The organism is Nostoc sp. GT001 (genome assembly GCF_030382115.1).
In the GTDB taxonomy this organism is placed as follows: Bacteria; Cyanobacteriota; Cyanobacteriia; order Cyanobacteriales; family Nostocaceae; genus Nostoc.
In genome coordinates, this window is record NZ_JAUDRJ010000001.1 from 133262 (window position 1) to 154715 (window position 21454).

General features: G+C 41.4%; 23 protein-coding genes and 3 pseudogenes. 13 read left to right on the plus strand and 13 right to left on the minus strand.

Features of this window, described 5'->3' with window-relative positions; translation table 11 throughout:
• Nucleotides 1–155: 155 nt before the first annotated feature.
• The gene (locus tag QUD05_RS00665; protein WP_152591697.1) at nucleotides 156–344 is read left to right on the plus strand and encodes a ribbon-helix-helix domain-containing protein; all 189 of its coding nucleotides are present in this window, start codon (nucleotides 156–158) and stop codon (nucleotides 342–344) included.
• A gap of 184 nt (nucleotides 345–528) precedes the next feature.
• Here QUD05_RS00665 and QUD05_RS00670 read toward each other — a convergent pair whose 3' ends face one another.
• From QUD05_RS00670 to QUD05_RS00695, 6 genes are all read right to left on the minus strand, one after another.
• Nucleotides 529–768, minus strand: a complete 240-nt coding sequence (locus tag QUD05_RS00670) for a hypothetical protein (protein ID WP_289794509.1) — start codon at nucleotides 766–768, stop codon at nucleotides 529–531.
• Between the two features lie 107 nt (nucleotides 769–875).
• Nucleotides 876–1895: a pentapeptide repeat-containing protein gene (locus tag QUD05_RS00675; RefSeq protein ID WP_289794510.1), complete on the minus strand. Its 1020-nt coding sequence runs from the start codon at nucleotides 1893–1895 to the stop codon at nucleotides 876–878.
• A 326-nt stretch (nucleotides 1896–2221) separates the two neighbouring features.
• Nucleotides 2222–2494: a GlsB/YeaQ/YmgE family stress response membrane protein gene (locus QUD05_RS00680; RefSeq protein WP_289794511.1), complete on the minus strand. Its 273-nt coding sequence runs from the start codon at nucleotides 2492–2494 to the stop codon at nucleotides 2222–2224.
• Between the two features lie 1278 nt (nucleotides 2495–3772).
• Nucleotides 3773–4954, minus strand: a complete 1182-nt coding sequence (locus tag QUD05_RS00685; RefSeq protein ID WP_289794512.1) for a low temperature requirement protein A — start codon at nucleotides 4952–4954, stop codon at nucleotides 3773–3775.
• Nucleotides 4955–5485: 531 nt separating this feature from the next.
• Nucleotides 5486–6025: a thermonuclease family protein gene (locus QUD05_RS00690; protein ID WP_289794513.1), complete on the minus strand. Its 540-nt coding sequence runs from the start codon at nucleotides 6023–6025 to the stop codon at nucleotides 5486–5488.
• 40 nt (nucleotides 6026–6065) lie between these two features.
• Nucleotides 6066–7601 (minus strand): phytoene desaturase family protein, encoded by a 1536-nt coding sequence (locus QUD05_RS00695; RefSeq protein ID WP_289794554.1) that lies wholly within the window; start codon nucleotides 7599–7601, stop codon nucleotides 6066–6068.
• A 528-nt stretch (nucleotides 7602–8129) separates the two neighbouring features.
• On the opposite strand from QUD05_RS00695, the gene QUD05_RS00700 reads away from it, so the two are divergent.
• Nucleotides 8130–8429, plus strand: a complete 300-nt coding sequence (locus QUD05_RS00700; RefSeq protein WP_289794514.1) for a hypothetical protein — start codon at nucleotides 8130–8132, stop codon at nucleotides 8427–8429.
• Here the strand turns inward: QUD05_RS00700 and QUD05_RS00705 are convergent.
• Nucleotides 8375–8680, minus strand: a complete 306-nt coding sequence (locus QUD05_RS00705) for a hypothetical protein (protein WP_289794515.1) — start codon at nucleotides 8678–8680, stop codon at nucleotides 8375–8377. The two genes, QUD05_RS00700 and QUD05_RS00705, sit on opposite strands and share 55 nt — an antisense overlap.
• A gap of 223 nt (nucleotides 8681–8903) precedes the next feature.
• A complete protein-coding gene (locus tag QUD05_RS00710) occupies nucleotides 8904–9464 on the minus strand; it encodes a cryptochrome/DNA photolyase family protein (RefSeq protein ID WP_289794516.1) in 561 nt (186 codons plus the stop codon).
• 547 nt (nucleotides 9465–10011) lie between these two features.
• Between QUD05_RS00710 and QUD05_RS00715 the strand changes: the two are divergent.
• Nucleotides 10012–10131 (plus strand): annotated as a pseudogene (locus QUD05_RS00715) (HU family DNA-binding protein); the annotation flags it as partial.
• 223 nt (nucleotides 10132–10354) lie between these two features.
• Here the strand turns inward: QUD05_RS00715 and QUD05_RS00720 are convergent.
• The 3 genes and pseudogenes from QUD05_RS00720 to QUD05_RS00730 all read right to left on the minus strand — a co-directional run.
• Entirely contained in the window at nucleotides 10355–10711 is a 357-nt protein-coding gene (locus tag QUD05_RS00720; RefSeq protein ID WP_289794517.1) for a hypothetical protein, read from the minus strand.
• Nucleotides 10712–10805: 94 nt separating this feature from the next.
• Nucleotides 10806–12164 (minus strand): TrpB-like pyridoxal phosphate-dependent enzyme, encoded by a 1359-nt coding sequence (locus QUD05_RS00725; RefSeq protein ID WP_289794518.1) that lies wholly within the window; start codon nucleotides 12162–12164, stop codon nucleotides 10806–10808.
• A 70-nt stretch (nucleotides 12165–12234) separates the two neighbouring features.
• Nucleotides 12235–12858: pseudogene (locus tag QUD05_RS00730) on the minus strand (RNA-guided endonuclease InsQ/TnpB family protein); the annotation flags it as partial.
• Here QUD05_RS00730 and QUD05_RS00735 point away from each other — a divergent pair.
• The 7 genes and pseudogenes from QUD05_RS00735 to QUD05_RS00770 all read left to right on the plus strand — a co-directional run bounded on the left by QUD05_RS00735 (nucleotide 12818) and on the right by QUD05_RS00770 (nucleotide 16878).
• Entirely contained in the window at nucleotides 12818–13009 is a 192-nt protein-coding gene (locus QUD05_RS00735) for a hypothetical protein (protein WP_289794519.1), read from the plus strand. The pseudogene QUD05_RS00730 and the gene QUD05_RS00735 sit on opposite strands and share 41 nt — an antisense overlap.
• 275 nt (nucleotides 13010–13284) lie before the next feature.
• A complete protein-coding gene (locus QUD05_RS00740; RefSeq protein ID WP_289794520.1) occupies nucleotides 13285–13773 on the plus strand; it encodes a TIGR00725 family protein in 489 nt (162 codons plus the stop codon).
• Between the two features lie 163 nt (nucleotides 13774–13936).
• Complete coding sequence (locus QUD05_RS00745) at nucleotides 13937–14389, plus strand: DUF1392 family protein (protein WP_289794521.1); 453 nt, start codon at nucleotides 13937–13939, stop codon at nucleotides 14387–14389.
• Nucleotides 14390–14693: 304 nt separating this feature from the next.
• Nucleotides 14694–14972, plus strand: a pseudogene (locus QUD05_RS00755) (Precorrin-3B methylase).
• 339 nt (nucleotides 14973–15311) lie between these two features.
• A complete protein-coding gene (locus QUD05_RS00760) occupies nucleotides 15312–15968 on the plus strand; it encodes a class I SAM-dependent methyltransferase (RefSeq protein ID WP_289794523.1) in 657 nt (218 codons plus the stop codon).
• Complete coding sequence (locus tag QUD05_RS00765; RefSeq protein WP_289794524.1) at nucleotides 15943–16437, plus strand: thermonuclease family protein; 495 nt, start codon at nucleotides 15943–15945, stop codon at nucleotides 16435–16437. The genes QUD05_RS00760 and QUD05_RS00765 overlap by 26 nt, the downstream gene beginning before the upstream one ends.
• A 15-nt stretch (nucleotides 16438–16452) precedes the next feature.
• Nucleotides 16453–16878: a hypothetical protein gene (locus tag QUD05_RS00770; protein ID WP_289794525.1), complete on the plus strand. Its 426-nt coding sequence runs from the start codon at nucleotides 16453–16455 to the stop codon at nucleotides 16876–16878.
• 210 nt (nucleotides 16879–17088) lie between these two features.
• Here the strand turns inward: QUD05_RS00770 and QUD05_RS00775 are convergent, their stop codons facing one another.
• Entirely contained in the window at nucleotides 17089–17817 is a 729-nt protein-coding gene (locus QUD05_RS00775) for a hypothetical protein (RefSeq protein WP_289794526.1), read from the minus strand.
• 73 nt (nucleotides 17818–17890) lie between these two features.
• Between QUD05_RS00775 and QUD05_RS00780 the strand changes: the two genes are divergently transcribed.
• Complete coding sequence (locus QUD05_RS00780; RefSeq protein ID WP_289794527.1) at nucleotides 17891–18838, plus strand: RpnC/YadD family protein; 948 nt, start codon at nucleotides 17891–17893, stop codon at nucleotides 18836–18838.
• A 41-nt stretch (nucleotides 18839–18879) separates the two neighbouring features.
• Here the strand turns inward: QUD05_RS00780 and QUD05_RS00785 are convergent, their stop codons facing one another.
• Nucleotides 18880–20202, minus strand: a complete 1323-nt coding sequence (locus QUD05_RS00785; RefSeq protein ID WP_289794528.1) for an MATE family efflux transporter — start codon at nucleotides 20200–20202, stop codon at nucleotides 18880–18882.
• A gap of 375 nt (nucleotides 20203–20577) precedes the next feature.
• On the opposite strand from QUD05_RS00785, the gene QUD05_RS00790 reads away from it, so the two are divergent.
• Both QUD05_RS00790 and QUD05_RS00795 read left to right on the plus strand, forming a co-directional pair.
• Nucleotides 20578–20802 carry a hypothetical protein gene (locus QUD05_RS00790; protein ID WP_289794529.1) on the plus strand — a complete coding sequence of 75 codons (225 nt, stop codon included), beginning with the start codon at nucleotides 20578–20580 and terminating at the stop codon, nucleotides 20800–20802.
• 159 nt (nucleotides 20803–20961) lie between these two features.
• A complete protein-coding gene (locus QUD05_RS00795; protein ID WP_190900474.1) occupies nucleotides 20962–21297 on the plus strand; it encodes a helix-turn-helix domain-containing protein in 336 nt (111 codons plus the stop codon).
• Nucleotides 21298–21454: the final 157 nt, after the last annotated feature.

Consider the following 21454-nt stretch of genomic DNA (forward strand, 5'->3'; position numbering starts at 1 on the left):
ATTTTCCTCACTATTCGACTCTCAGTATTGGGAGTATAAGAATAGTTATCGCCTAATATACATCTATATTGACTTAAATTAGATGTAAATTAACTCAATTTAATCTGGCTGATATAGGGAAGTAAAATAAGCTGAAAGTGAGCAGTAACTAATTTGTGAGTAAACGAATTAACATCACCTTACCCGATTCTGTATTAGATGATCTGGAGTGGTGGGCACAATTCCAAGGACGGCCTACCGCTAATCTTGCTGCTTTTCTGATTGAGATGTCTATCAAAGAAGCAAAGGATAAGGGGATATTTCCTGATAAAACAGACTCTAATGACAATGTTCTAAAAAAGTAAGAGTTTCCTTGAGTTATTGATTTTTATGAAAACTAACTTGGACTCACAGAAATCTTATGCTTCCAATTTGGGCTTTCGGAAAAGTTATGCTTCTAGTCACTTAAAGATAAGCGTCATCATCCAACATGAACATAAGGGTTATAGAGTTTTTCACAGAAATGTTATTGTTCCACTGGCGGAAAAGTTATCCTTCCAGTGACACTAGCTGTTGCTGTTGAGTCAAGCGCTGTTGCGGTTGCAAAATTAGTTCGCCGTTGTAGTAGGTTGCGCCTTCTGGCTCCCACAGTTCCTCTGGTTCGGCGTTGGGGTCTTCTCGAAAATCTAGGCAACTGTTACCGTCTACCCCCGTCGGATGTACGACACAGATGATGTGGGGGTTATGGGCGTAAAGGAAACAGCGATCGCACTCTGGTAATTTCGGCATAGTACCAGTGTATTGCCACAAAACAGCGATCGCTCGACTGAGTGCAACTTTTCCTCTAAGAAGTATCGAAACTGCATTACTGACCGAGGAGTAATTTTGATTTACTTTTAATAGTTACCAACTCCAAATTGTTTAAGCTGTTGTCTCAATTCATACTTGTTACCATCTGGTAAGATAGCACCTGTCAAGTCGGCATCAGTTAAATCAGTACCATTTAAGTTCGCATTTGTTAAATCGGTGTTACGCAGATCGGCATTGCTAAGGTCGGCATTGCTTAAGTCAGTATTTTTAAGAATGGCATTTTTAAGAATAGCACTTTTGAAGCAAGCACTAGGCAAAAAGCGTCCGCTCAAGTCGGCATTTTGTAAGTCAGCGCAGTATAGCAGAACTTCAGCATCAACACAACCTGATAATGTTGGTAATGCTTTCTTGATTCTTTTTATAATGCGTGAATCGGTAAGACTTAAGTTAGCGTTACTTAATTTTGCGTAACCTAATTTAGCACCCTTGAGTTTAACATTATTTAAGTTGGCATTAGTCAATTCAGCCTGTTCTAAATTCAACTCACCTATCAATCCTACGTCACTTAGAAATCGAATGATGCGTCCTTTGCGTTCTCCGTCTTTATCTAGCCTGCGTAGTATTGATAAAGTACACGCGCGCGCTGCGTCTAGTAATGCATTTAGTTTAGGGTCTTTGAAATTCGTATCTTCTTGTTTTTTAGTAATTAACAGTTTTAGTTCTTTGTCTATAAGTAGTTCTGAAATATGTTTGAAGTAAGCCAGCATCGCTTCTTCACGAGAAGTAATATCAACTTGTTGTTTTTCACTACGCTGAAATTGGTACAACACAATTGGAATCGCAAGTGTACCAGCCAGCCCTAACCAGTCCCAAAGTGTTTTACCTGATTGAAAATGCTCAGTAGTTTTTGTAAGTTTAACAATTTTTCCATCTCTAGGATTAATTACCTCTTCTACAGTTACTGATTTATTAGAGTCGGCACCGAATCCAACCCAATTCACTCGGTACAATACAGGAAGAACTGCAATAGCTCCAGCAATAGCTAGCACTATTATTAGTAGCTTACGCTTTGTGTTCCAGCCATTCAGAGGTTCTTGCACGCTCATAGTCGGTAACTCTCATGAATACACATATATTTATATTGATTCGGGTAGTACCTAATTCCTGATAAATAACTAGAACTTACGCACGCTCACAAAAATACTATCTTGTGTATTAACGGAAGTTGGTTGTTTCAAGCTTTTGACGACCAACTTCACATAGAGAGCTTTTATGGGCAATCGCCCTTAAGGCGACTTGTCAACGTTGCCGCAAATAATATTAGCGCCTACCTAAATATAGGTAAGCGCTATTGTTTTATTTCAATTCAGGGAGAAAATATAGTGAAATGAGGGGACTGATTTTTACGATTAATTAATTCCAATTTGGTTGATTACAAAGCACTGCGGCTAGTTAACGCGTTCCACAAGAAGACTGCGACAATTGCACCAAGAACTGCTACCGCGATACCGGGAATGCTAAGAGTTGAAGCTGCTAGAGTAAAGGTTCCTGTATTGAAGAATACACCCAGACTGCCACCAACAAAAGCACCGATGATTCCTAATAAGATTGTTCCGAGAATTCCGCCACCTTGATGACCGGGGTAGATAGCCTTGGCAATAGCACCAGCAATTAGACCTAAAACAATCCAAGCAAGAATATTCATTGTTTTAATTTGATAGACGTTTTTTACTGACAAATACACAATAGCAATCTAAATATTGACATTCAATCTACCAACAGAACCAACTATTAATAGCCTTGAGGATGAATACTATTACTTCTGGTGATATACCCCATAACTGAAATGGATAATCAATAAAAAAACTCCTAGTTGGTCTAAAACCAGGAGCTGATAAATTCTTTGCTTGATAATTGCAGTATATGCATTTCTAATGATTTATCTCATCTACTTTAAGAATCAAGATAAGTTTGAAAGCAGAATATTAATTTGATAAGGTAAAGCATAGCTAAACTGCCAAAAGTACGGATTTATACAAAATTAATCTAGATATTCACTGTATTCGCTTTTCCGGGATTTAGGGCAATATTTCTCCAGAATCGAGTAAATAATTGACTGTACCAGAATTTGGAGTGCTGACAACAGGTGGATGATTCACCATTAAGTGCAGTTGCGAATCTGACTTCTACCGTGCAATACAAAACTGCCCTAGACCAAAGCTAGAGAGGTTTTTGATAAAAATAAATATATAGGAGACAATTAATGTTGTCCCCAGTTAATGCATAGTGAATACCTTTATAGAACCCATTTGATATCTATACAGAAGGGCAATCGAATTTGGCTGAACTACGAGCTAAGTTACAAATTTTATAGATTGATCGTCAGGATTTTTTTCTTGCTTTTTTTGTCGCTAAACACGACTGTATTGTAGGGTAATGTATCCGTTAAGAGCGGAATTGGCAGCCTAAAACTGGGGCTTTTATGATCGAGTTCGCCTACCGTTCAATGATCCATCGTGTTGCAATTGGGACAAATTCTGCTTTGCCTTGGGCTGCTTTTTCGGCTTTCGTCGGCTTAGGTGCAAGTTGACTTCTATCNTTGGTCAGGATTTGTGGATATAGTTTTTGTAGGGCAGTGCTGATGGTGTTTGGATGATAGCCGTGGTCGAGCAGGATGGTAATTTTAGGAATATTGACAGGCTTGGCTCGAAAGTAATCTTTTGTTGTGACTCAACTGAGTTTTCACGTCATGTGGAAAAGCCAACGGAAAACCTAACNCCCCAGCCCCCTTCCCTACAAGGGAAGGGGGAGAAATCAAAGCCTCTCTCCTTGNNNGGGAGAGGTTTGGAGAGGGGTTTTCCAGATCCCGTGAAAAGTCAGGTGACTCAAGAGTTCAATTAAGCCTTGGTTATGAAAATTTTTTATATTTCAATTGCATGGATACATCGCAGTGGCGCACAGATATGCGCCACTACGCTAAAAGCTAGATTTCTGGGTCAACCAAGCGGGTAGTGGGACGGCTCTGATACAAATCTTGAACGACTTGGACAGCAGAAACTACAGCTACAAGGCTAATGACTGCAACAGGTAACAAACCTTTCCCTAAAAAGGCGATCGCTAGCAGCAGGACTGCACCCGCAAGTCGATACTGGGAACGGATTTTGCAATAACGGATCACCCCAAATCTATGGAGAATACTGACAGCTAGAGAGCATAATGCTACTGAACCGCAGATGAGCCATCGCTGGGAATCGGGTAGTGCTAAAGTTGGCTTACTCAACAAGATTTGTTCTACACCGACTCCAGCAGCAGTAATCCCAATCACTAGCGGTAAATGGGTGTAAAGCCAGAGATTAACAACACCAACTTTTCCATGTGTCCGCGCCATCTCAATAGGTTTACCACCCAGGTTATCAAAATAAACCCACCACCAACTAAAGGCGATAATTAGACCAAACACGGCGGAAATTACGGTCAAAACATCCCATTTCTGCTCAGAGACACCATTGACTACTGCAATGATTGCTTCACCCAAAACAATAATGGTGAATAGCCCGAAACGCTCCGGTAAGTGCGAGGCGTGGGGGAGTAACCCGATCTGAAACTTACGTCCTGTTAGGGGTGTAGCAAAGTCAATAACAATTCCCAGCGTCCAAAATCCGAACCGCCAAGGAATGGGTACAGATGCTGATATTAACCACAGCAAGGCTGCGATCGCAAAACCAATAGCGTAGCGAGTAGTTAAAGGACGTGCAAAGGGGATATGTCTTCCAGCACGGACGTACTCTATTACAAGCACAGCTCGACCAAGAGCATAGGAAATGGCAAAACCAGGGGAACTCTCATCCAAACCGTGGTGGATGTTAATAGCCATCGCTGCTGCTGTCAGCATTTGTAAACCAATCAGCAGTCTATGTCCCACATCATCGCTGTCAAAGCGGTTCGCATAGAATGTAGTGCCAATCCATGACCACCAAACTGGTATAAATAGAACTACAAACCCAAATAATCCTGATAGAGAAATATCCTCGTTGAGATTGTGGGCGAGTTGAGAAATTGCAACGACAAAAACTAAATCATAAAACAGTTCTAGCCAAGTGGCACGTCGTTCTTCTTCAGTGTCTTCACCAATGCGTAACCTTGGCGGTTGGAGAAAATTTGCCATAGTGCTAATTGCGAATCGCTAATTGATTTTTACCATTAGCTGTAAGCAATTGGCTATCTAGCACATCTACATGGCAGCATTGTTACAAGGCTTAGATCCTTGACTTTTAAAGAATTCAGGAATCTTGTTGTTTGCTTATTATGCAACAAACGCGATCGCATTCTGCTTTCCAAAGTTGGAAATGTAATTTCCGCCAAATTTACCTTTGAATGAGGAAAAACGTTCTCTTTTGGGCATTGTGAATCCCGCAGACTTTGAAAAAGCCGTTGTCATTGCCGCAAAGTATGTTCATTTTGTGACAAGTTAAGCAAAAACAGAATTTGTCAAGAGGAGGTAGGGAAAGTGCTATTGTTTTACGCTGAACGAGCGATCGCTATTTCCCAAGCTTCCTTATTCACAAGTCTCAAATACTCATTAATGGAGTTTTAATAGCCATTCGCGATCGCCATTTTTTAGAAGTTGCGCTCACTCTTATATTAGCTGGTGTGAAAAAATCTTCTTAGCACTCAATTTGAAATTTGAAAGCTGATTTTATTTGACCTGACTCCACACTCCAGTTTTAGAAGCGATCGCTAATCCCTGAGCATTCTCGAAAGCTATTTGATTCGGGCATTCTACCCCACCAAGCCGCGTTTTAGCCAAACCACTCTTGAGTAATTCTTCCTGAAAACTAATCTCAGCCTCACCCTGTCCGCGAACCATGACTTCAGCAACAGTGCGCCCATCGCTGTCTTTTGCCACTGGAATAATCAACAGTTGCTTATCGGCAGCAATTAGCAAGAGTTGTTTCTGTTTTGCTTCATTGCTGAATGCTTGCGCTGGCACTTCACCTTGTTTCACTTGTGGGGCATCAATTCCACAAAGCTCAACTTCGATTTGGCTGCCATCGGTTTGGCGGACTGTGATGCTGTCCCCATCTATCACTTGTGTAGCTGTCCATTCTTCGGTGAGTGCGATGGATGGCTGTTTAGTCTTTTGGAAAATCAAGATAGCGGTGATGATAGTTCCAGCGATGCCTGCGGCGGTAAANNNCGCAGTTAAGATTATGGGAGTTCTCCATAATGGCTTCATGTTGCTATATCTGTTGTTGCAATATTAAGAAAGCATAATCTTAACCTATCTCCTCCAACATAGCTAAATGCTTACTCAAAGGAGCCAGGGTATTAGCAACAATCATCCCACTAGCGACGACGGCGGGTAAACCGATGCCGGGGAATGTGGAGTCACCGCAGCACATCAACCCCGCTAAAGGTGTACCGTGACCAGGAAATAAACCTTTAGCGGCAGAAATTGCCGGGCCATAGGAACCATGATGGCGGCGTAAAAAACGTTCGTGGGTGAGGGGTGTACCAACCAGAGTGATTTCGCAACGGGTGCGGATATCGCTGATGATTCGTTCTAAAGCTTGCCACATCACCTCGGCGCGCGATCGCTTTTGTTGCTCATATTCTTGGCTTCTCCTATCTAGTCCTTGCCAAAGTGCGTAAGGTTCATTACCGGGAGTGTAAACGTGAATTACGTGTTTACTTGGGGGTGCAAGGGATGGGTCAAGAATTGAGGGTATTGATACCACCACAACATTTTGCGGTGCAGTAATGCCCAATTGCCAATCATTAACCACAATATAATGACAAGCTAAATCTGCTGGTAAACCTTGAGCATCAATACCAAGATGCAAGTGCATAAAACTATCACACTCTGGTATGGCTTGGCGTTGGCTGCGGAATTTGTTTGGTACTGCTCCTTCTGGTAATAGTTTTAACGTATCCCATACTGAAGCATTAGAAACAACTGCTCGCCGCGCCCGAATTTCTTCCCCATTTCGCAGTTTGACACCTACCGCACGTTTACCTTCTACCAAAACTTGCTCAACATGAGAGCCTAACATTAATTTCCCGCCATGTTTTTCTAACCCTTGCACCAGTGCATTGACTAAAGCACCGCTCCCACCAATAGGGTAATCTAACGCTACTCCTGGTTTGTACCACTCCGCAAACATAAATGCGACTTCGGCGGCGTTAGTTTCTGATGCTGGTAGTCCAGAGAGGAGAAAACACAACAAGTTCAACCAGTTAATAATAAAGGGGTCATGGACAACACCATTCATGATCCGGTCAAAAGACCCCGTTAACTTGAGAATATTGGCAGTATGTTTAGCTAATGATGGAGCAAATTTACTGATAGTCAAAGCTGCACCTATATCTAAACGTAATGCAGATGCAGGCAGAGCGAGAGCAGCTGCGGCTAGTGGTGTCATCACCGCTTGCAAGCGTCGCCATTGGGACACTGCATCTTCACCTCGCAGCCTTGCCAGCACTTCACAAAACTGTTCTGCACCCACAAATGTATCAAAATCACCTTCTGGTAGCCGACAACCCCAAGTATCATAAGTCACACATGGCAACTCCACACCAATTACATCTAGCACTTGTCTTAAAGGGTTAACGGAAGGAGTGTAAGACAACCCAGAGTAAAGAGAAGGGCCACTATCAAACTTAAATCCTTGACGTTCAAAACTGTGCGCCGCTCCACCAGCAATTGTATGACTCTCACAAACAGTCACATCAAAGCCATATCGCGCTAAAACAGCAGCACAACTCAACCCCCCTATACCACTACCAATTACAACTATATCTTTTTGGTTCATAGTCATTAGTGCATAATCTATAATTATTGTGCCAAGTTTTTCACTCTCAATAACTGAGGAGAAAGCAGATTCTCTAATATTTGGGTTTGCTGTGTCATTTTCACTTGCGGGAATTTTGCTAGTAGGACTTAGACAAAAGTAGCCAGAAAAAAGCCTCAAATTTATATACAGAGAGACTTTGGCATCGTTTTGTCTAGTCTCTTGATATATCTGGGTTTTAAGCATTTTTGAGCATTTAGTGTATTTTTCTTGCCCTGTATGGGTTTGAGGATTGTTTGTGCCTCAAAAATGTTTAAGTCCCGATAAATGCCTAGCTTGTCGCCTTCTCTACGAGACGCTCCGCGAACGGCATCGCTCAAAATTATTGCTACTGACGATCCAATACTTGTCGGGTTTTGGGGAAAAGGGGAAGGGGAAAAGGGAAAGAAAAAACCTTTAACCTTTACCCTTTAACCTTTTCCCTCAACCTAATTCCGAGTTCAAAATCCTTAACCGAGCAGTATTGACTGACGATCGCTACCCTCCAACTTGCCTCGTGAAGCTCTGCGGAATGCTGGCCGTCCATCTTGGCGACAGGTGCGTGTACCCATTAGCGAGGCGCAAGAGCGATCAATCCGCAATTTGTTCTGGAATAGAATGGGCTACACTCAAGTGAACAATGGTATGTGGATTGGCTGGGTTCCAGAACACGGTTATTTTGAAATTAATGTACCCAATGGCTACAACATCAAGCAATTGGGGCAATTTTGGCGTTCGGCTCCACGTAACTATCGCTACATCGTACTATCAACTGACGGTTCATTAGTATTTAATGCTAACTTTGATTGACTATCATCATGTATCAGAGCGTCATTCCGTAGAAAATCTAAATGTTTGTCCAAAACGCTCATAATTACCACTTTATTTGTAGTTTTAACTGAGTTGATAGTCTGTGCGATGGCGTACCCGCCCACCGAAAGCGATCGCTCCTCTACCTCGTTTAATTTTTCGTCGCTTGTATTTTCTAGGAGGCGATCGCGCAGCGTTTCCAAGAGTTGCCCGTCGCAGACATCGCACTCTAACAAAACAATAGCGCCCACCTAACTCTCTTGATTTTTCATCTCGAAAACAACTTATGAGTGAATTTAATTGGGCGGATACAGCGCTTCCGTCTATTATGCAATGAGGATGCCATATACTTCCCTTTTGTTGGGAGCTTTTGAGTAAATGACCAACCATAATTAATCCTATTTGATTTTTGAAAAAACTGCGTACATCTCAATAGTGAGAAAATCTTTATTCCTACAACTCAGTAAGCTTTTGTTAATATTCTTTGTACTCTCTGTCTTTATGCTGCCAGTATTTCTCAACTGTTTCTTTAGCAGCGATTGCACTATCGTATTCATCTCCACCTTGGCTTAATAATCGCTGTTTGGTTAGCTTTCGTAAGTCAGAAACAACTTTGCCATTAACTTTACGCGTCTTTGACCAATCTAAAATTGGTTGTGGATAATAACTTCCTGATAACGCTGATGGGGTATATAGTTGATCAAATTCTGGATAACGGTTAGCGTAAGCAATTTCTGGATGGAAATAGAGTCGCTGCGTAAAACTATCATGCCAACGCAAACGGTCTCGAAATGTTTTGAGGGAAAATTCTGCTTTGGGTTGAGCTTTTAATTCTTCTGCTAAGGCTTTAGTACTTTGGTAAACAGTGCGAGTTGAAATAGTCCCAAAAGTCAGGTGTGGTGATAAATGAGATGTTGCCCCAAGCTGTGAGAGCATTGGGCGAGAAAGTTTCCAATGGTAGCCAGAGTATCTTTTTTTAAGAAATGAGTCTAGTTGAGCTTGTGCTTGTGTTTCGCTACTACTACTATAATACATTTGTACTAATAGGTGATTTTGCTGTCGAAGTTGAGTATTTATAGTAGCTGTAAACTATTCTGACTGCGCTGACTTTACACAGTGCAGCGAACCGAACAAGTAAGTTCTAGTTATAAAACTGCAAGGTTAGCGGATGTAGGGCAATACTTAAAAGTCAAAAGTTTACATGAGGGCAGATGTGCCCTCATTTTTAAGATGGATATCAGGTAAGTGTGCGTTAGAATTGAATGAGTGGCAACTTGACTGATTTAAAGCTAGATTAAAAAATCAAGGGTAAAAGTTGCTCACAAGGCAAAGTTTAATAATTGGGTCATTGATAATTTGTTTATACAGCATTCGTGGTCAGCAATAAAAGTACTGTAGTAGATGCTCTCCTGAAACTCAAAACTCAACTGGTTTTGCCCTTAATTGAAAGTCGCCACAGCAATAGGCGTGCATTGTTAACTTTCGTGTGCTGCTTGATTGTTAGTCGTTTTCCCCCTATCCTCACAAAAGGTAGTAATGGTAAAGTAAATTTCCTTTTCAAAACAAGACTTCAAGGTGATTTATGAACAAAGGCGAATTAGTAGATGCTGTAGCAGCAAAGACCAACATCACAAAAAAGCAAGCTGATGAAATCATCAGTGCTTTTTTGTCAGTAGTTATCGAAGCTGTAGCGAATGGAGAAATCAGCGAGAGGATGCTAATAAAATAGCTAAACAGATTGCTGATGCTTGGAGTGAAGGGAAATACAAAACTGGGGAAGAGGTAACAGCTTTTATTAAATCTCTGCCGACTGATGCTGTCATAGATCCATTGCCCCAAAATATTGTGATGCAATTAAGTCAACAGGCATTAAGCGCAAGGAAGTAGTTAGAGCGATGGCTACGCCAACGTCTGCGATGAACGCTCTAAACAGTATCATCCATCCATCCGCACTCTGGATTTTGACAGTCCCAATGCACCCGTGCTGACCAGTCCCGATCAAATTCAGCACTACACTGGGGACATCTACCAGTAAACATCGGATGCCAATCAAGTAACTCCAGTTTTTGCTGTTGTGTCCACCTCTGTTGTGGTTGCACAATTAACTCGCCGTTGTAATAAGTGGCTCCTTCTGGTTCCCATAGTTCTACTGGTTCGGCGTTGGGGTCTTCTCGAAAGTCCAAGCATCTGTCAGCAACTGATCCATTAGGGTGGACGGTACAGACAAGGTGAGGATTATGTGAGTATAAGAGACAGCGATCGCACTCTGGAAGTTTCGGCATAGTATCAGTTTACTGTCTGTTCCAAGCGATCGCTTGTTAGTTCGACTGTATGGTTGTTTCGAGCGTCACAAAGAAAAAGGGAATTGTTGGGTCACTAATCAACTACAGGTAATCCTGCCAGAGCCATTGCTACTTCTTCTGCACTATATTCAGTATCAACAAGCCGTCCAGCTTGATAATCGATATAAGCTTGCATATCAAAATGTCCATGACCGCAAAGGTTAAACAGGATAGTTTTAGTAACATCTTCTTCTTTACAACGCAGAGCCTCGTCAATTGTTGCTTTGACAGCATGATTAGCTTCTGGTGCTGGTAAAATTCCTTCTGCGCGGGCAAAAGTTAATCCAGCAGCAAAGCAAGCGAGTTGGTATTCAGCACGTGATTCAACTAATCCCAAATTCACAATGTGGCTAACAAGGGGAGCCATACCGTGATAACGCAAGCCTCCAGCATGAATTCCTTCGGGAACAAAACTACTACCTAAAGTATGCATTTTGGTAAGTGGGGTTAAGTGGGCAGTATCACCAAAATCGTAAGCATATTTTCCACGAGTCAATGATGGACAAGCAGCAGGTTCGACAGCTATTACTTGTATATCTCGTTCTCCTCGCAGTTTAGCACCGAGAAATGGGAAGGCAATTCCGGCAAAGTTGCTACCGCCACCAGTGCAGCCAATAACAATATCAGGATAATCTCCTGCCATTTCTAATTGAGTCAATGCTTCTTGACCAATCACAGTTTGATGTAGCAGTACATGATTGAGAACACTACCTAAAGCATACTTAGTTTGTTCATCAGCAGCAGCTACTTCTACAGCTTCACTAATAGCAATCCCCAAACTGCCATTACTATTGGGATTTTGTGCAAGAATTTTACGTCCGGCTTGGGTTTGAGTACTTGGGCTAGCAACGACCCTCGCGCCGTAGGTTTCCATTAAAGCTCGGCGGTAAGGCTTTTGCTGGTAGCTAACCTTTACCATATAAACTAAGACTTCTAAACCGAATAGCGCACCAGCAAAAGCTAGAGATGATCCCCACTGTCCGGCTCCCGTTTCAGTAGTTAGCTTTTTGACTCCAGCTTGTTTATTGTAGTATGCTTGGGCGACCGCAGTATTCGGTTTGTGGCTTCCAGAGGGACTAACACCCTCATATTTGTAGTAAATTTTGGCAGGCGTATCTAAAGCTTGTTCTAAACGACGGGCACGATAAAGAGGAGTTGGTCGCCACTGGCAATAAATAGAGCGGACTGCATCTGGTATCTCAATCCATCTTTGTTGGCTAACTTCTTGCTCAATCAGTGCCAATGGAAACAAAGGTAATAATTCATCTGGTGTAATTGGCTTACCAGTAGCAGGATTTAAAACTGGTGGTAAGGTTTGTGGCAAATCAGCTTGGATGTTGTACCAAGCTTTTGGCATTTGGTTTTCAGTCAGAACGTATTTAATCGTGTCCATATAATTAGGTTATGCACAACATTGACATACTCCCACGACTCCACTTCGTTAAAGTCGTGGGATTCTAGGCTCAAACAGCGATTGCATTCTCCGACCGTCTTACGTCGCCTAACCTAACCATTGATGCCCCAACGGTTTGAATATTTTTAGATGCGTTGTCATCACGCCCATTCACAGACTGACATGATGGACAACGCCATTCTCTGACCGATAAATCCAATTTTTCTAAGATGTGGCCACAACAGGAGCAAGTTTTACTAGAAGGATACCACTGGTCAATATAGACAACGGCTTTACCCTTCTTATGCGCTACCCACTCTAAGATATCCAAGAAGTCTCTAAGTGCTAAGTCACTAACCTTTCTTCCCCATAGACGCTTCATCCCTTTGAGGTTTAGCGTCTCAAAACACAGCACATCAAATTTATCGGTCAAGTCATGCGCTAACTTCCAAAACCAATCAGTTCTGCGGTTAACTATATTTTCATGGGCGCGTACTAGATTCTTTCTCGCTCGTTCCCGATTGGATGAAGTTATCACCTTCCTGGAGTGATGACGGTTTGCTTTCTTTATTGCATTGAGTGATTGCTTAAAGAATTGGGGAGACTTGATTTTAGTACCATCTGAGCAGGTATTGTTATTCAAGAGGTTAGTTATGACAAAAGAATATATGGAGTCTTTAGAGGCAATTGTTGATCAATTAACATTAGCCGCAGTTCTAGAAATGTTAAAACGAATCAGTCATAAAAAAGCAGAAAATCTCAGAAATCATTGGAAAGATGAGACTTCTGCAAAGCTTTGGGATAAAGCTGCTAGACAGATAGAACAGATAAATATTGATATCTAATTAAAATTGTGGTTGTATTGCAAAGCTTTGCAGAAGCCTTACAGCCTTTCTTTAGAATTGAGGCGCTGTTCGCATTTGAATATCTGCGGCAGGTGTTGAGCGCAGCAATCGCTGTATTAAAGAAAAGTTTTCCTGCACTAATCTATACTTTGATTAACGTGTCATTCAAATTCCTATGAGTTGCGAACATTTAGACAATCTGACTACGAAAACTCTGATTTCTAAAGCAAACTAGCCAGGACTTGTCGCCCAAAACCAGTATCATCTGAAATTTTATGCGAAGAATTATTATTGGGGTTATGGGGAGAGGAGAAAATGCGACAGCAAATGATTTACAAAATGCTTATATATTAGGTCAATTTATTGCCAAACAAGGATGGGTTTTACTCACTGGTGGTAGAAATGTAGGGGTAATGGATGCAGTAAGTAAAGGTGCCAAATCTGCTGATGGTTTAACTATTGGTATTCTTCCAGGTGAAAATCAGGATGGTATGTCCTCTTGGGTGGATATTGCTATTTTCACAGGCATGGGTAATTCTAGAAACAATATTAACGTTCTTACCAGTGATCTGGTAATTGCTTGCGGAATGGGTGCAGGAACCGCTTCAGAAATTGCTCTAGCTTTGAAGGCAAATAAGCAAGTAATTTTGTTGAATAATGACCAAGAAAGTAAACTTTTCTTTAAAAAACTGTCGCCAGAAAATGTTTATATTGTGGAGAGTGTGGAGCAGGCAATCGCTACTGCGAAAATAATTTTATCTTAGTTACGAATTAGTGTATCAGTAAAGTCTTCTCAAATTGGGAGGCTCTCGAATTGATTGGGTTTGAATTCCCATCTGTTGCCTTAGCTTACCGAAATTTAAATTATATTCCGGATCAGACTGCTCCAAGGGAGTGTATGTATAAAAAAGAGAACTACATTCCCAGATGATTAACCAAATTACCGCTTTAGAATCCTGTTGGCATATTTCTCCTGAGTGGGGTCAGACCATGCCTCCAGTAGCAGTAAGAATGTTAGAAAAAGTTTTGTTGCCAATCTCAGACTTGTCAGGCTACTGCTGTGGTGTTCAGTGGGAAAGACAGCAATGGATTTATGCAATTGTTTGCCAGAGTGAAACTCTCTACTTAGCTGAACAAGAATTTCATAGAACAAATCTACTAGAAAAGTCCACTGTTTCTACTCCAGCTTTTAAATTGGGGGATATAGTTGAGGTTGATTTCGGTGAACAGCCGACACGCCGTATTATTCAAGGAATTTTTAGCCTCAAAGATAATTGGCTTTATGGGGTAGAGTGGCGCTCTCCAATTTTAGAAGAAGTGTCTGCCCAAAGCAGAACAATATGGCTTGCTGATGTTGATTTAGTCAATGTTAGTGTATGACGATTACTCAGTTGCGACAAAAGAGCAGCACCAACTTAACTAACAATTTGGGTTATTAATCTAATGTTACTGGTTTTATTAGCTACTTTTAATTAGTTGTCTGGGCATGATAAGTATTATATAGTGATTATTACTACAGATGCTTCAGAAAATTCCCTTTGTTGCAATTAGCGTTCTGCTTGTAGCTCAAATGTCGTTACCTGTATTTGCCAACAATCTTACCGCCACAGTTGTAAGCGTAGGCGACGGTGACACCATACGTGTGAGAATTGGTAACAAAACTGTGACTGTTCCATTAAAACATCTGAGTATGGCAAAGTCAGACGTTCCACTTACAAGAGAGGGGCTGATTAAAGAAGTTTGTCGGTGAATTCGGGTAGCCCGTACCTATTGGGATGCTCACAACAACGCTGCCTGTCGTAGTGAACGCGATCGCGCCTTAGCTCTTTACAACACTTTGAGCAAGGAAGAAAAAGAGCAGATTCCGCAAGTGTTGCGGGTATGGTTGCGCTATTGTAGCGAGAAATATTTTGGCGTACATCGAACGCCACCAAAGTCAGCACGAAAATCAAAAACGCCATGATTAGGTGACGGCGGCATCAATTAGAGAAACGATCACTCTTACCACCACAATAAAAGTCTACTTTGCATTTGTTGAGCCGACAATATACAGTACAGATAAAGTTAAACCATTTTGACATTGTTCTAGCGCGGTATTTCATCCAAATTAGCCGCGATGCGTTTGTGCGTGGAACAGGCTAGCGCGGCATTTGGTTTTCGATGCTGATGATTGCGTTCTTGGGGCTGATTCTCTTTATCGTTGCCCGTTTGGGCTTACGCAAAATGCCGCTACCTGACTAAGCAAAAGTTACTACGGGTTAAAGCTGGAATGAAATAGGACTTAACGAAAGAGGTGCAGGATGTGAAAACAATTTTTCTAGACACCGCCGTGTTACTTTTACTCTTGGTTGGGGTTGGCTTCTGGTGGCGAGGGGCTGTACGTGTTCGCTTTTTACCCTTTCCTGTCTGGTTAGCCTGGTTGCTAGAAAATCCCTATATGAATGCGGTTGCTAGTAGTTCAACAATTTTAGAGCGGCTCAATCTGGCTCCTGGAATGCAGATATTGGATGTAGGATGTGGCTCAGGGCGAGTGACTATTCCTGCGGCTGAAAGAGTAATGCCAAACGGGGCAGTAGTAGCTCTAGACGGTCAGCCAGCAATGCTGGAAGAGGTTAAAAAGCGAGTTGCTGCAAAGCACTTAACGAATGTGCAGATATTACTCAGCAGAATAGACCAGGATGAATTAGAAAAAAATGTGTTTGACCGCGCTTTACTTGTAACGGTCTTGGGTGAAATTTCAGATCGCGAGGCTGCGCTGCATCAAATATTTACTGCACTAAAACCGGGTGGGTTACTTTCCATCACCGAAGTGATTCCCGATCCCCACTATCAACCCTACAGCGTCGTTCGCCGTTTGACTGAGGCTGCCGGATTTCAATTTGATAGTCAATACGGAAGTTGGTTTGCTTTCACTCTTAATTTTAAGAAGACAGATGAACCCCACGATAAAACTTTGTAACAACCAGTTGTTACCAGTGGGACAAGGAATTACCCTACGTGCTATTGAAACTGACAAATACAAGCGCTTGGTTGCAGAGGTGTTTGTTGGTAATCGTAGTGTCAACGTGAGTATGGTGGAAGAAGGGCAAGCTGTGGTCTATCGCCAGTATCTCAAAGGCTGTCCAGAGTCTAAAGATAGCTTGTTGCAGGGTGAAAACACCGCTAAACAACAGCGTTTAGCATTTTGGAGTCAGGCTAATCCTGTGATGCCTTGGGACTTCCGCCACAGAGCTACCCAAAAGACAACTTCACAGGCGATCCAACCGCAGCAACAGAATAACTGCGATCCCTCTTACCCAGATTTTTGCATTCCAAAGAATTCACCAGATTTAAATTGCCGAGATATTAGCCAACGAAGGTTTAAAGTGCTGCCACCTGATCCTCATGGGTTTGACCGAGATGGTGATGGCATTGGATGTGAACGGTAGAAGGGGAAAAGTTATATGAGATTAATTAAAAAACTTTTAGCATTGTTTTTTCTGGGATTTGGGATTCCATTTTCTATTTTGATGATTCTGGAAATGATTAATCCTAAAACTACCCCTAAAGATAAAGAAGGTGCTGTAGCTGCTTTAATTATTTTTACTATTCCGTCAACAGCTATGGGTGGGTGGTTGAGTTGGTCTTTAATAAAGCATCATAAAAGAGAACAAGGATTACTGCTTGAATCAGAACAAAAACGAATTGAGTTAGTGTTTTTAGAATTACTTGAAAACAACTCTGGGAAAATAACAGTATTGCTACTGGCGAAAAACGCTCAGATATCAACTCAGTTTGCTAAACAGTATTTAGATGAGAAAGCTAAGGAGCTTAGTGCTGATTTTGAAGTAAATGAGGATGGAAATGTTTCATATCGGTTCTTGTTGTGAGATTGCTACAATTACAGTAGTTTAGGTCAAGTGATTGTGTTAAATTTCAGTACCAAAGGTAATCGCGTATAGATAAAACCAATAGTATATATAACTGCTTTACGGCTGTGTAACTGAAAAAGCAATTATATAATTTACAGATATACCAGAGTATCAAAATCAGCTATTAGAGGCAACTTTTTTTATTCACTGCTATGTGGGTAAACGCAACTATTTATCAGCGATTTCACTAATAATAGTTTGTAAGATAGATTTTATATTTTGTGGTGGCCAAGCATGAATACCAACTGAATTGAAATGCTGGATTCTCGCCCGATATAATTCTTCACATTCATATCCTTCCTCAAAATATTGATGATCGTAATAACCATAAAGTATAAAATTAGAATCAATTCTTTTGAGAAAAGGTTCAACGCTAATATTTAATTTTATCGAGTGAAAATATTCAGTAAGATATCTGTAGATATAGCTCCAAAAATTATTAATTTCCTGTCGAGAGAATTCTTGCTCAAAGGGTTCATTTTGAATTCTGTTTTTATCAACATCTGCTTCATTCTCAAACAGTTTAGATGTTTGGTAGCAAATCCAACCACGAGAGTCAAAAATACGTATGAAGTAGAAAAAAGTATTTATCTCCTTTTTGATCACTAGTAATATGGGAAAGTAAAATGAACCTCTGTCCTGATCAAATAAATCGCTACTATCTCCAAAGAGGGACGTTAAAGTGATAAACAATTCTGCTAGGTTAAGTTTATCTTCACTTAATAATTCGGAAAAATAGAGTTCCCTGAAGAAATTGGAGTCATCTTTAATGTCAAGGCTATTTTGCCTAAGTTTTCTATATTCAGAATCATCTAATCTCCAAAGTTCATACTGAATATTTTGTAATTGAAGCTCAATCTTATTGCGTTCTTTAACTTGTCTGACTACCTGTTTCATGTATCTAGCTCCAATTAATTAAAGATGGGGCGATAGGACTAATGTACTATTATAGTATTTCAGCTTTTGCACCATGAGCGATAACAACCCACAAACTGAATTTGATAGCCCTTGGAAACAGATACTACAACTGTACTTTGAAGAATTCATGCAATTCTTCTTCCCTCAAGCCCATGCAGAAATTGATTGGACACAACAGCCGGAATTTTTAGACCAGGAATTACAGCAGGTAGTGCGTGATGCCGAGTTAGGAAAACGCCTTGCGGATAAATTGGTAAAAATTTATCGTCTTGGAGGAGATGAAGCATGGGTACTTGTACACCTGGAAATCCAATCTCAGTCAGAGTTCGACTTTAGCGAGAGGATGTTCACTTACAACTACCGCATCTACGATAGATACAAGCGTCCGGTTGCATCATTAGCAATCCTTGGTGATGAGCGTACTAACTGGCGACCGAATCAATTTGGTTATGAATTATTTGGCTGTATGGTAAATTTCCAATTTCCTGTGATCAAGTTGATAGACTATCAACAAAGGCAATCTGAACTGGAAGCCAGCCGTAACCCCTTGGCAACTGTGGTTATGGCACACCTAGCAGCAGTGCAAACGCGCAACGACAGGTTACAGCGTAAGCAGCAGAAACTTAGTTTAGTGAGGAAGTTGTACCAGCAAGGGTTTGAGCGAGAAGATGTTCTAAATTTGTTAGCTTTTGTAGACTGGGTATTGACACTGCCCCAAGATTTAGAGCGAGAATTTCAACTAGAAGTAGAACAATTAGAGGCGGAACAACGTATGCAGTATGTGACTTCTTTTGAACGCAGTGGTATTCGGTTAGGATTACTCGAAGGAATTGAGTTAGGTTTAGAACTCAAATTTGGTGCTGAGTCCTTAAGCCTGATGTCAGAAATTTCCTTACTGTCAGATATTGAACAATTACGGGCAATTAAAGAAGGAATCAAAACAGCCGCGACAATTGCCGAATTGCGTCAGATTTACCAGTCACCAGCAAACGAAACGTAGCCGTAGTTCACCAACAGCTACAGATAATTCATCGGTGTTCCTCAGTAATTAGTTGCTCTGGTGCTAAAGCGCCAAGTCAAGATTATTGCAGCGAGGGCTAAACCAATAGCCAATCCCCACCAAAGACCAATAGCTCCATAGCCTGACGTGATTCCAAAAGTATAACCAGTGAGTAAGCCAACACACCAATAAGCAAAAATTCCAATCAACATGGGGATTCGAGTGTCTTTAAGTCCGCGTAATGCTCCCGCCGCAGTCACTTGCACACCGTCAACTATTTGAAAAATTGCCGCGACTCCCAGCAATTTCGCTGCCAGAGCAACCACTTGTGCATTGTTCTGGTCGTTAATGTCAATGTAAAGAGAAATAATCGACTTTGGCGCTAACCAAAATGCAATGGCTGCTACAGCCATAGATAAAGCTGCAATGACAATGCCGACATATCCAGCCAGACGAGTGCCAGCTAAGTCATTTTGTCCGGCTAACTGCCCAACACGAATTGTTGTCGCAATAGAAACGCCCAGTGCAATCTGGAACGACATAGAAATAGTTTGTAAAGCAATTTGATGAGCAGCAAGGGCATTTGTTCCTAATTGCCCGATCAAGAAAGTGACGACAGTGAACAGTCCTACTTCTACTGCAATCAGTCCGCCGATGGGCAGCCCAACCTGAAAAATCTCGCCAATGATATGGCGATGTTCTAAGGTAAAAGCTTTGTAGAGTGAGGGTTGAAAAATACCATACACTGCAAATTGAGGTTTATTGCATATATAAACTGTCAAAGCAATAAACATACTCCAAAGTGAGAATGTGCTTGCCCAACCGATACCAGCTAAACCCATTGCTGGAAAACCCAGCTTGCCAAACATCAGTACATAGTTAGCAGCGATGTTGAGCAAAGTACCTAAAACTACAGTCACCATCACTAATCGCGGTTGCAACAGAGCAGAAAGAAAACTTTTAAGTACCGCAAAGCCTAAAGCAGGAATGAAACCCAGTGCGATCGCTCTTAAATAAGTTTGTGCTAATGCTGCTGTGTTAGCATCCTGCCCTAGCAGCAGGAGTAAACTACCTCCATTGCAAAATAGTAAAGCAATTGGTATAGCTAGTATCAGAGATATCCCTAGTCCCAGCCGTGCAATTGTCCCGACTTTCTTTTGATTTCCAGATCCGTATGCTTGGGCAGCTAAGGGGCTAACAGCAGAAACAATACCAGTAAACAGTAGCAGGCAAAAGCTAAAGATATTAGCTCCTAAACCTCCAGATGCAATGGTCTGGCTTCCTAGCCAACCCATCATTACCGTATCCACAAAACCAGTCGCTCCCTGAGCCACTTGTGCCAAGGAGAGAGGTATAGCCAACAAGAGGCATTTCTTTATTTCAGAAAACACCATAACCCAATGGGAAAAACAGAGGGTTTTTGAAAAATGTAAACCTGATGAGTGGAAATGTTGCTTTTTTGAACTAAAGCCTTTGCTGTAACTGCCATGTGCGTAAAGGGTGAAATACGGATTATATAGCAAGCAATCGCCTTGGCTCAATCCATGCTACTAATAGTTGCAATAATTACTTGTAAAGGAAAAGCGAACTGCCTGCACCTGAACGCAAAAAGGGATCGCAAACTAATTCAACGAACATTGACGAACCAAAACTGAAGTGCCGCTATTTAAAGTAGCCAGAGCTAAAACCGGAATAGCCGGAAGTAAACTTCTAACGCTGGAGCCGCCGGGGAGATCCCGATGACCAAACCCAGTCTGAAAACTGGTTGCAAAAAACTTCAATCGTTCCAGAATCAAAGCATAGTTTACCGCCGCAGGCATCGCACTCTGGCATTGCCCTCAATCAGCAATCATGTACAAGCGTATGCGATTGCTCTGGCACTGCTCAAGGAGCGTAAGACGTTTGGTGTTATTGACAATGGCTTTTCTGTCGAATACCAGTCTAAGTTGGAGGAAAAGCCTTAGCGGCCTTAAGTCGATCTGTCACTAAAGCAATTGTCCATAAATAATTTTGGGCATTATCAACCAGGACAAAAGCTTTTAGCACCATAAATTTATGGTGTAACACGAGTTTATTTGGTTGAATTATGGTTGACACCAATATATTAAAGCGAGTAGCATTAAATGCCAACAGGTGAGCGCAATAACAACAAGGTAGATTTACAAATGAAGATAAAAATAGATGTTACTCCGGTAGCATCTTTCCGTTGGAATGAAGAAAACGCTCAGAAATTAAGAGAATTAAGGGAAAAGGCTGGATATAGCCGGAAAGCACTATCAGAGATAGTAGGTATATCTGCTACTTACATTCAGCAATTAGAAGCTCCACATTTGTTTGTTAATCGTCCTAAAAAGCCGAAAGAAATAACTGTTAGTACCGAAATCCTACAAAAGCTTTGTGTTGCATTAAATGGTGACGTATCTTCTTTAATTTGGGATATAAACTGCACCGTACAATAGTTGCGCTGCGTTATAAAAAAGTATTGACAAATTACAGGTATGCGTTATAAAATACTAAATATAAGGGTGAAGGAGAGTAAATCACCAGCGCCCCCAATACCAAAGACTTACAAACTAAATCAACTAAATCGAGTTACTGATACCAAACCAANNNAAC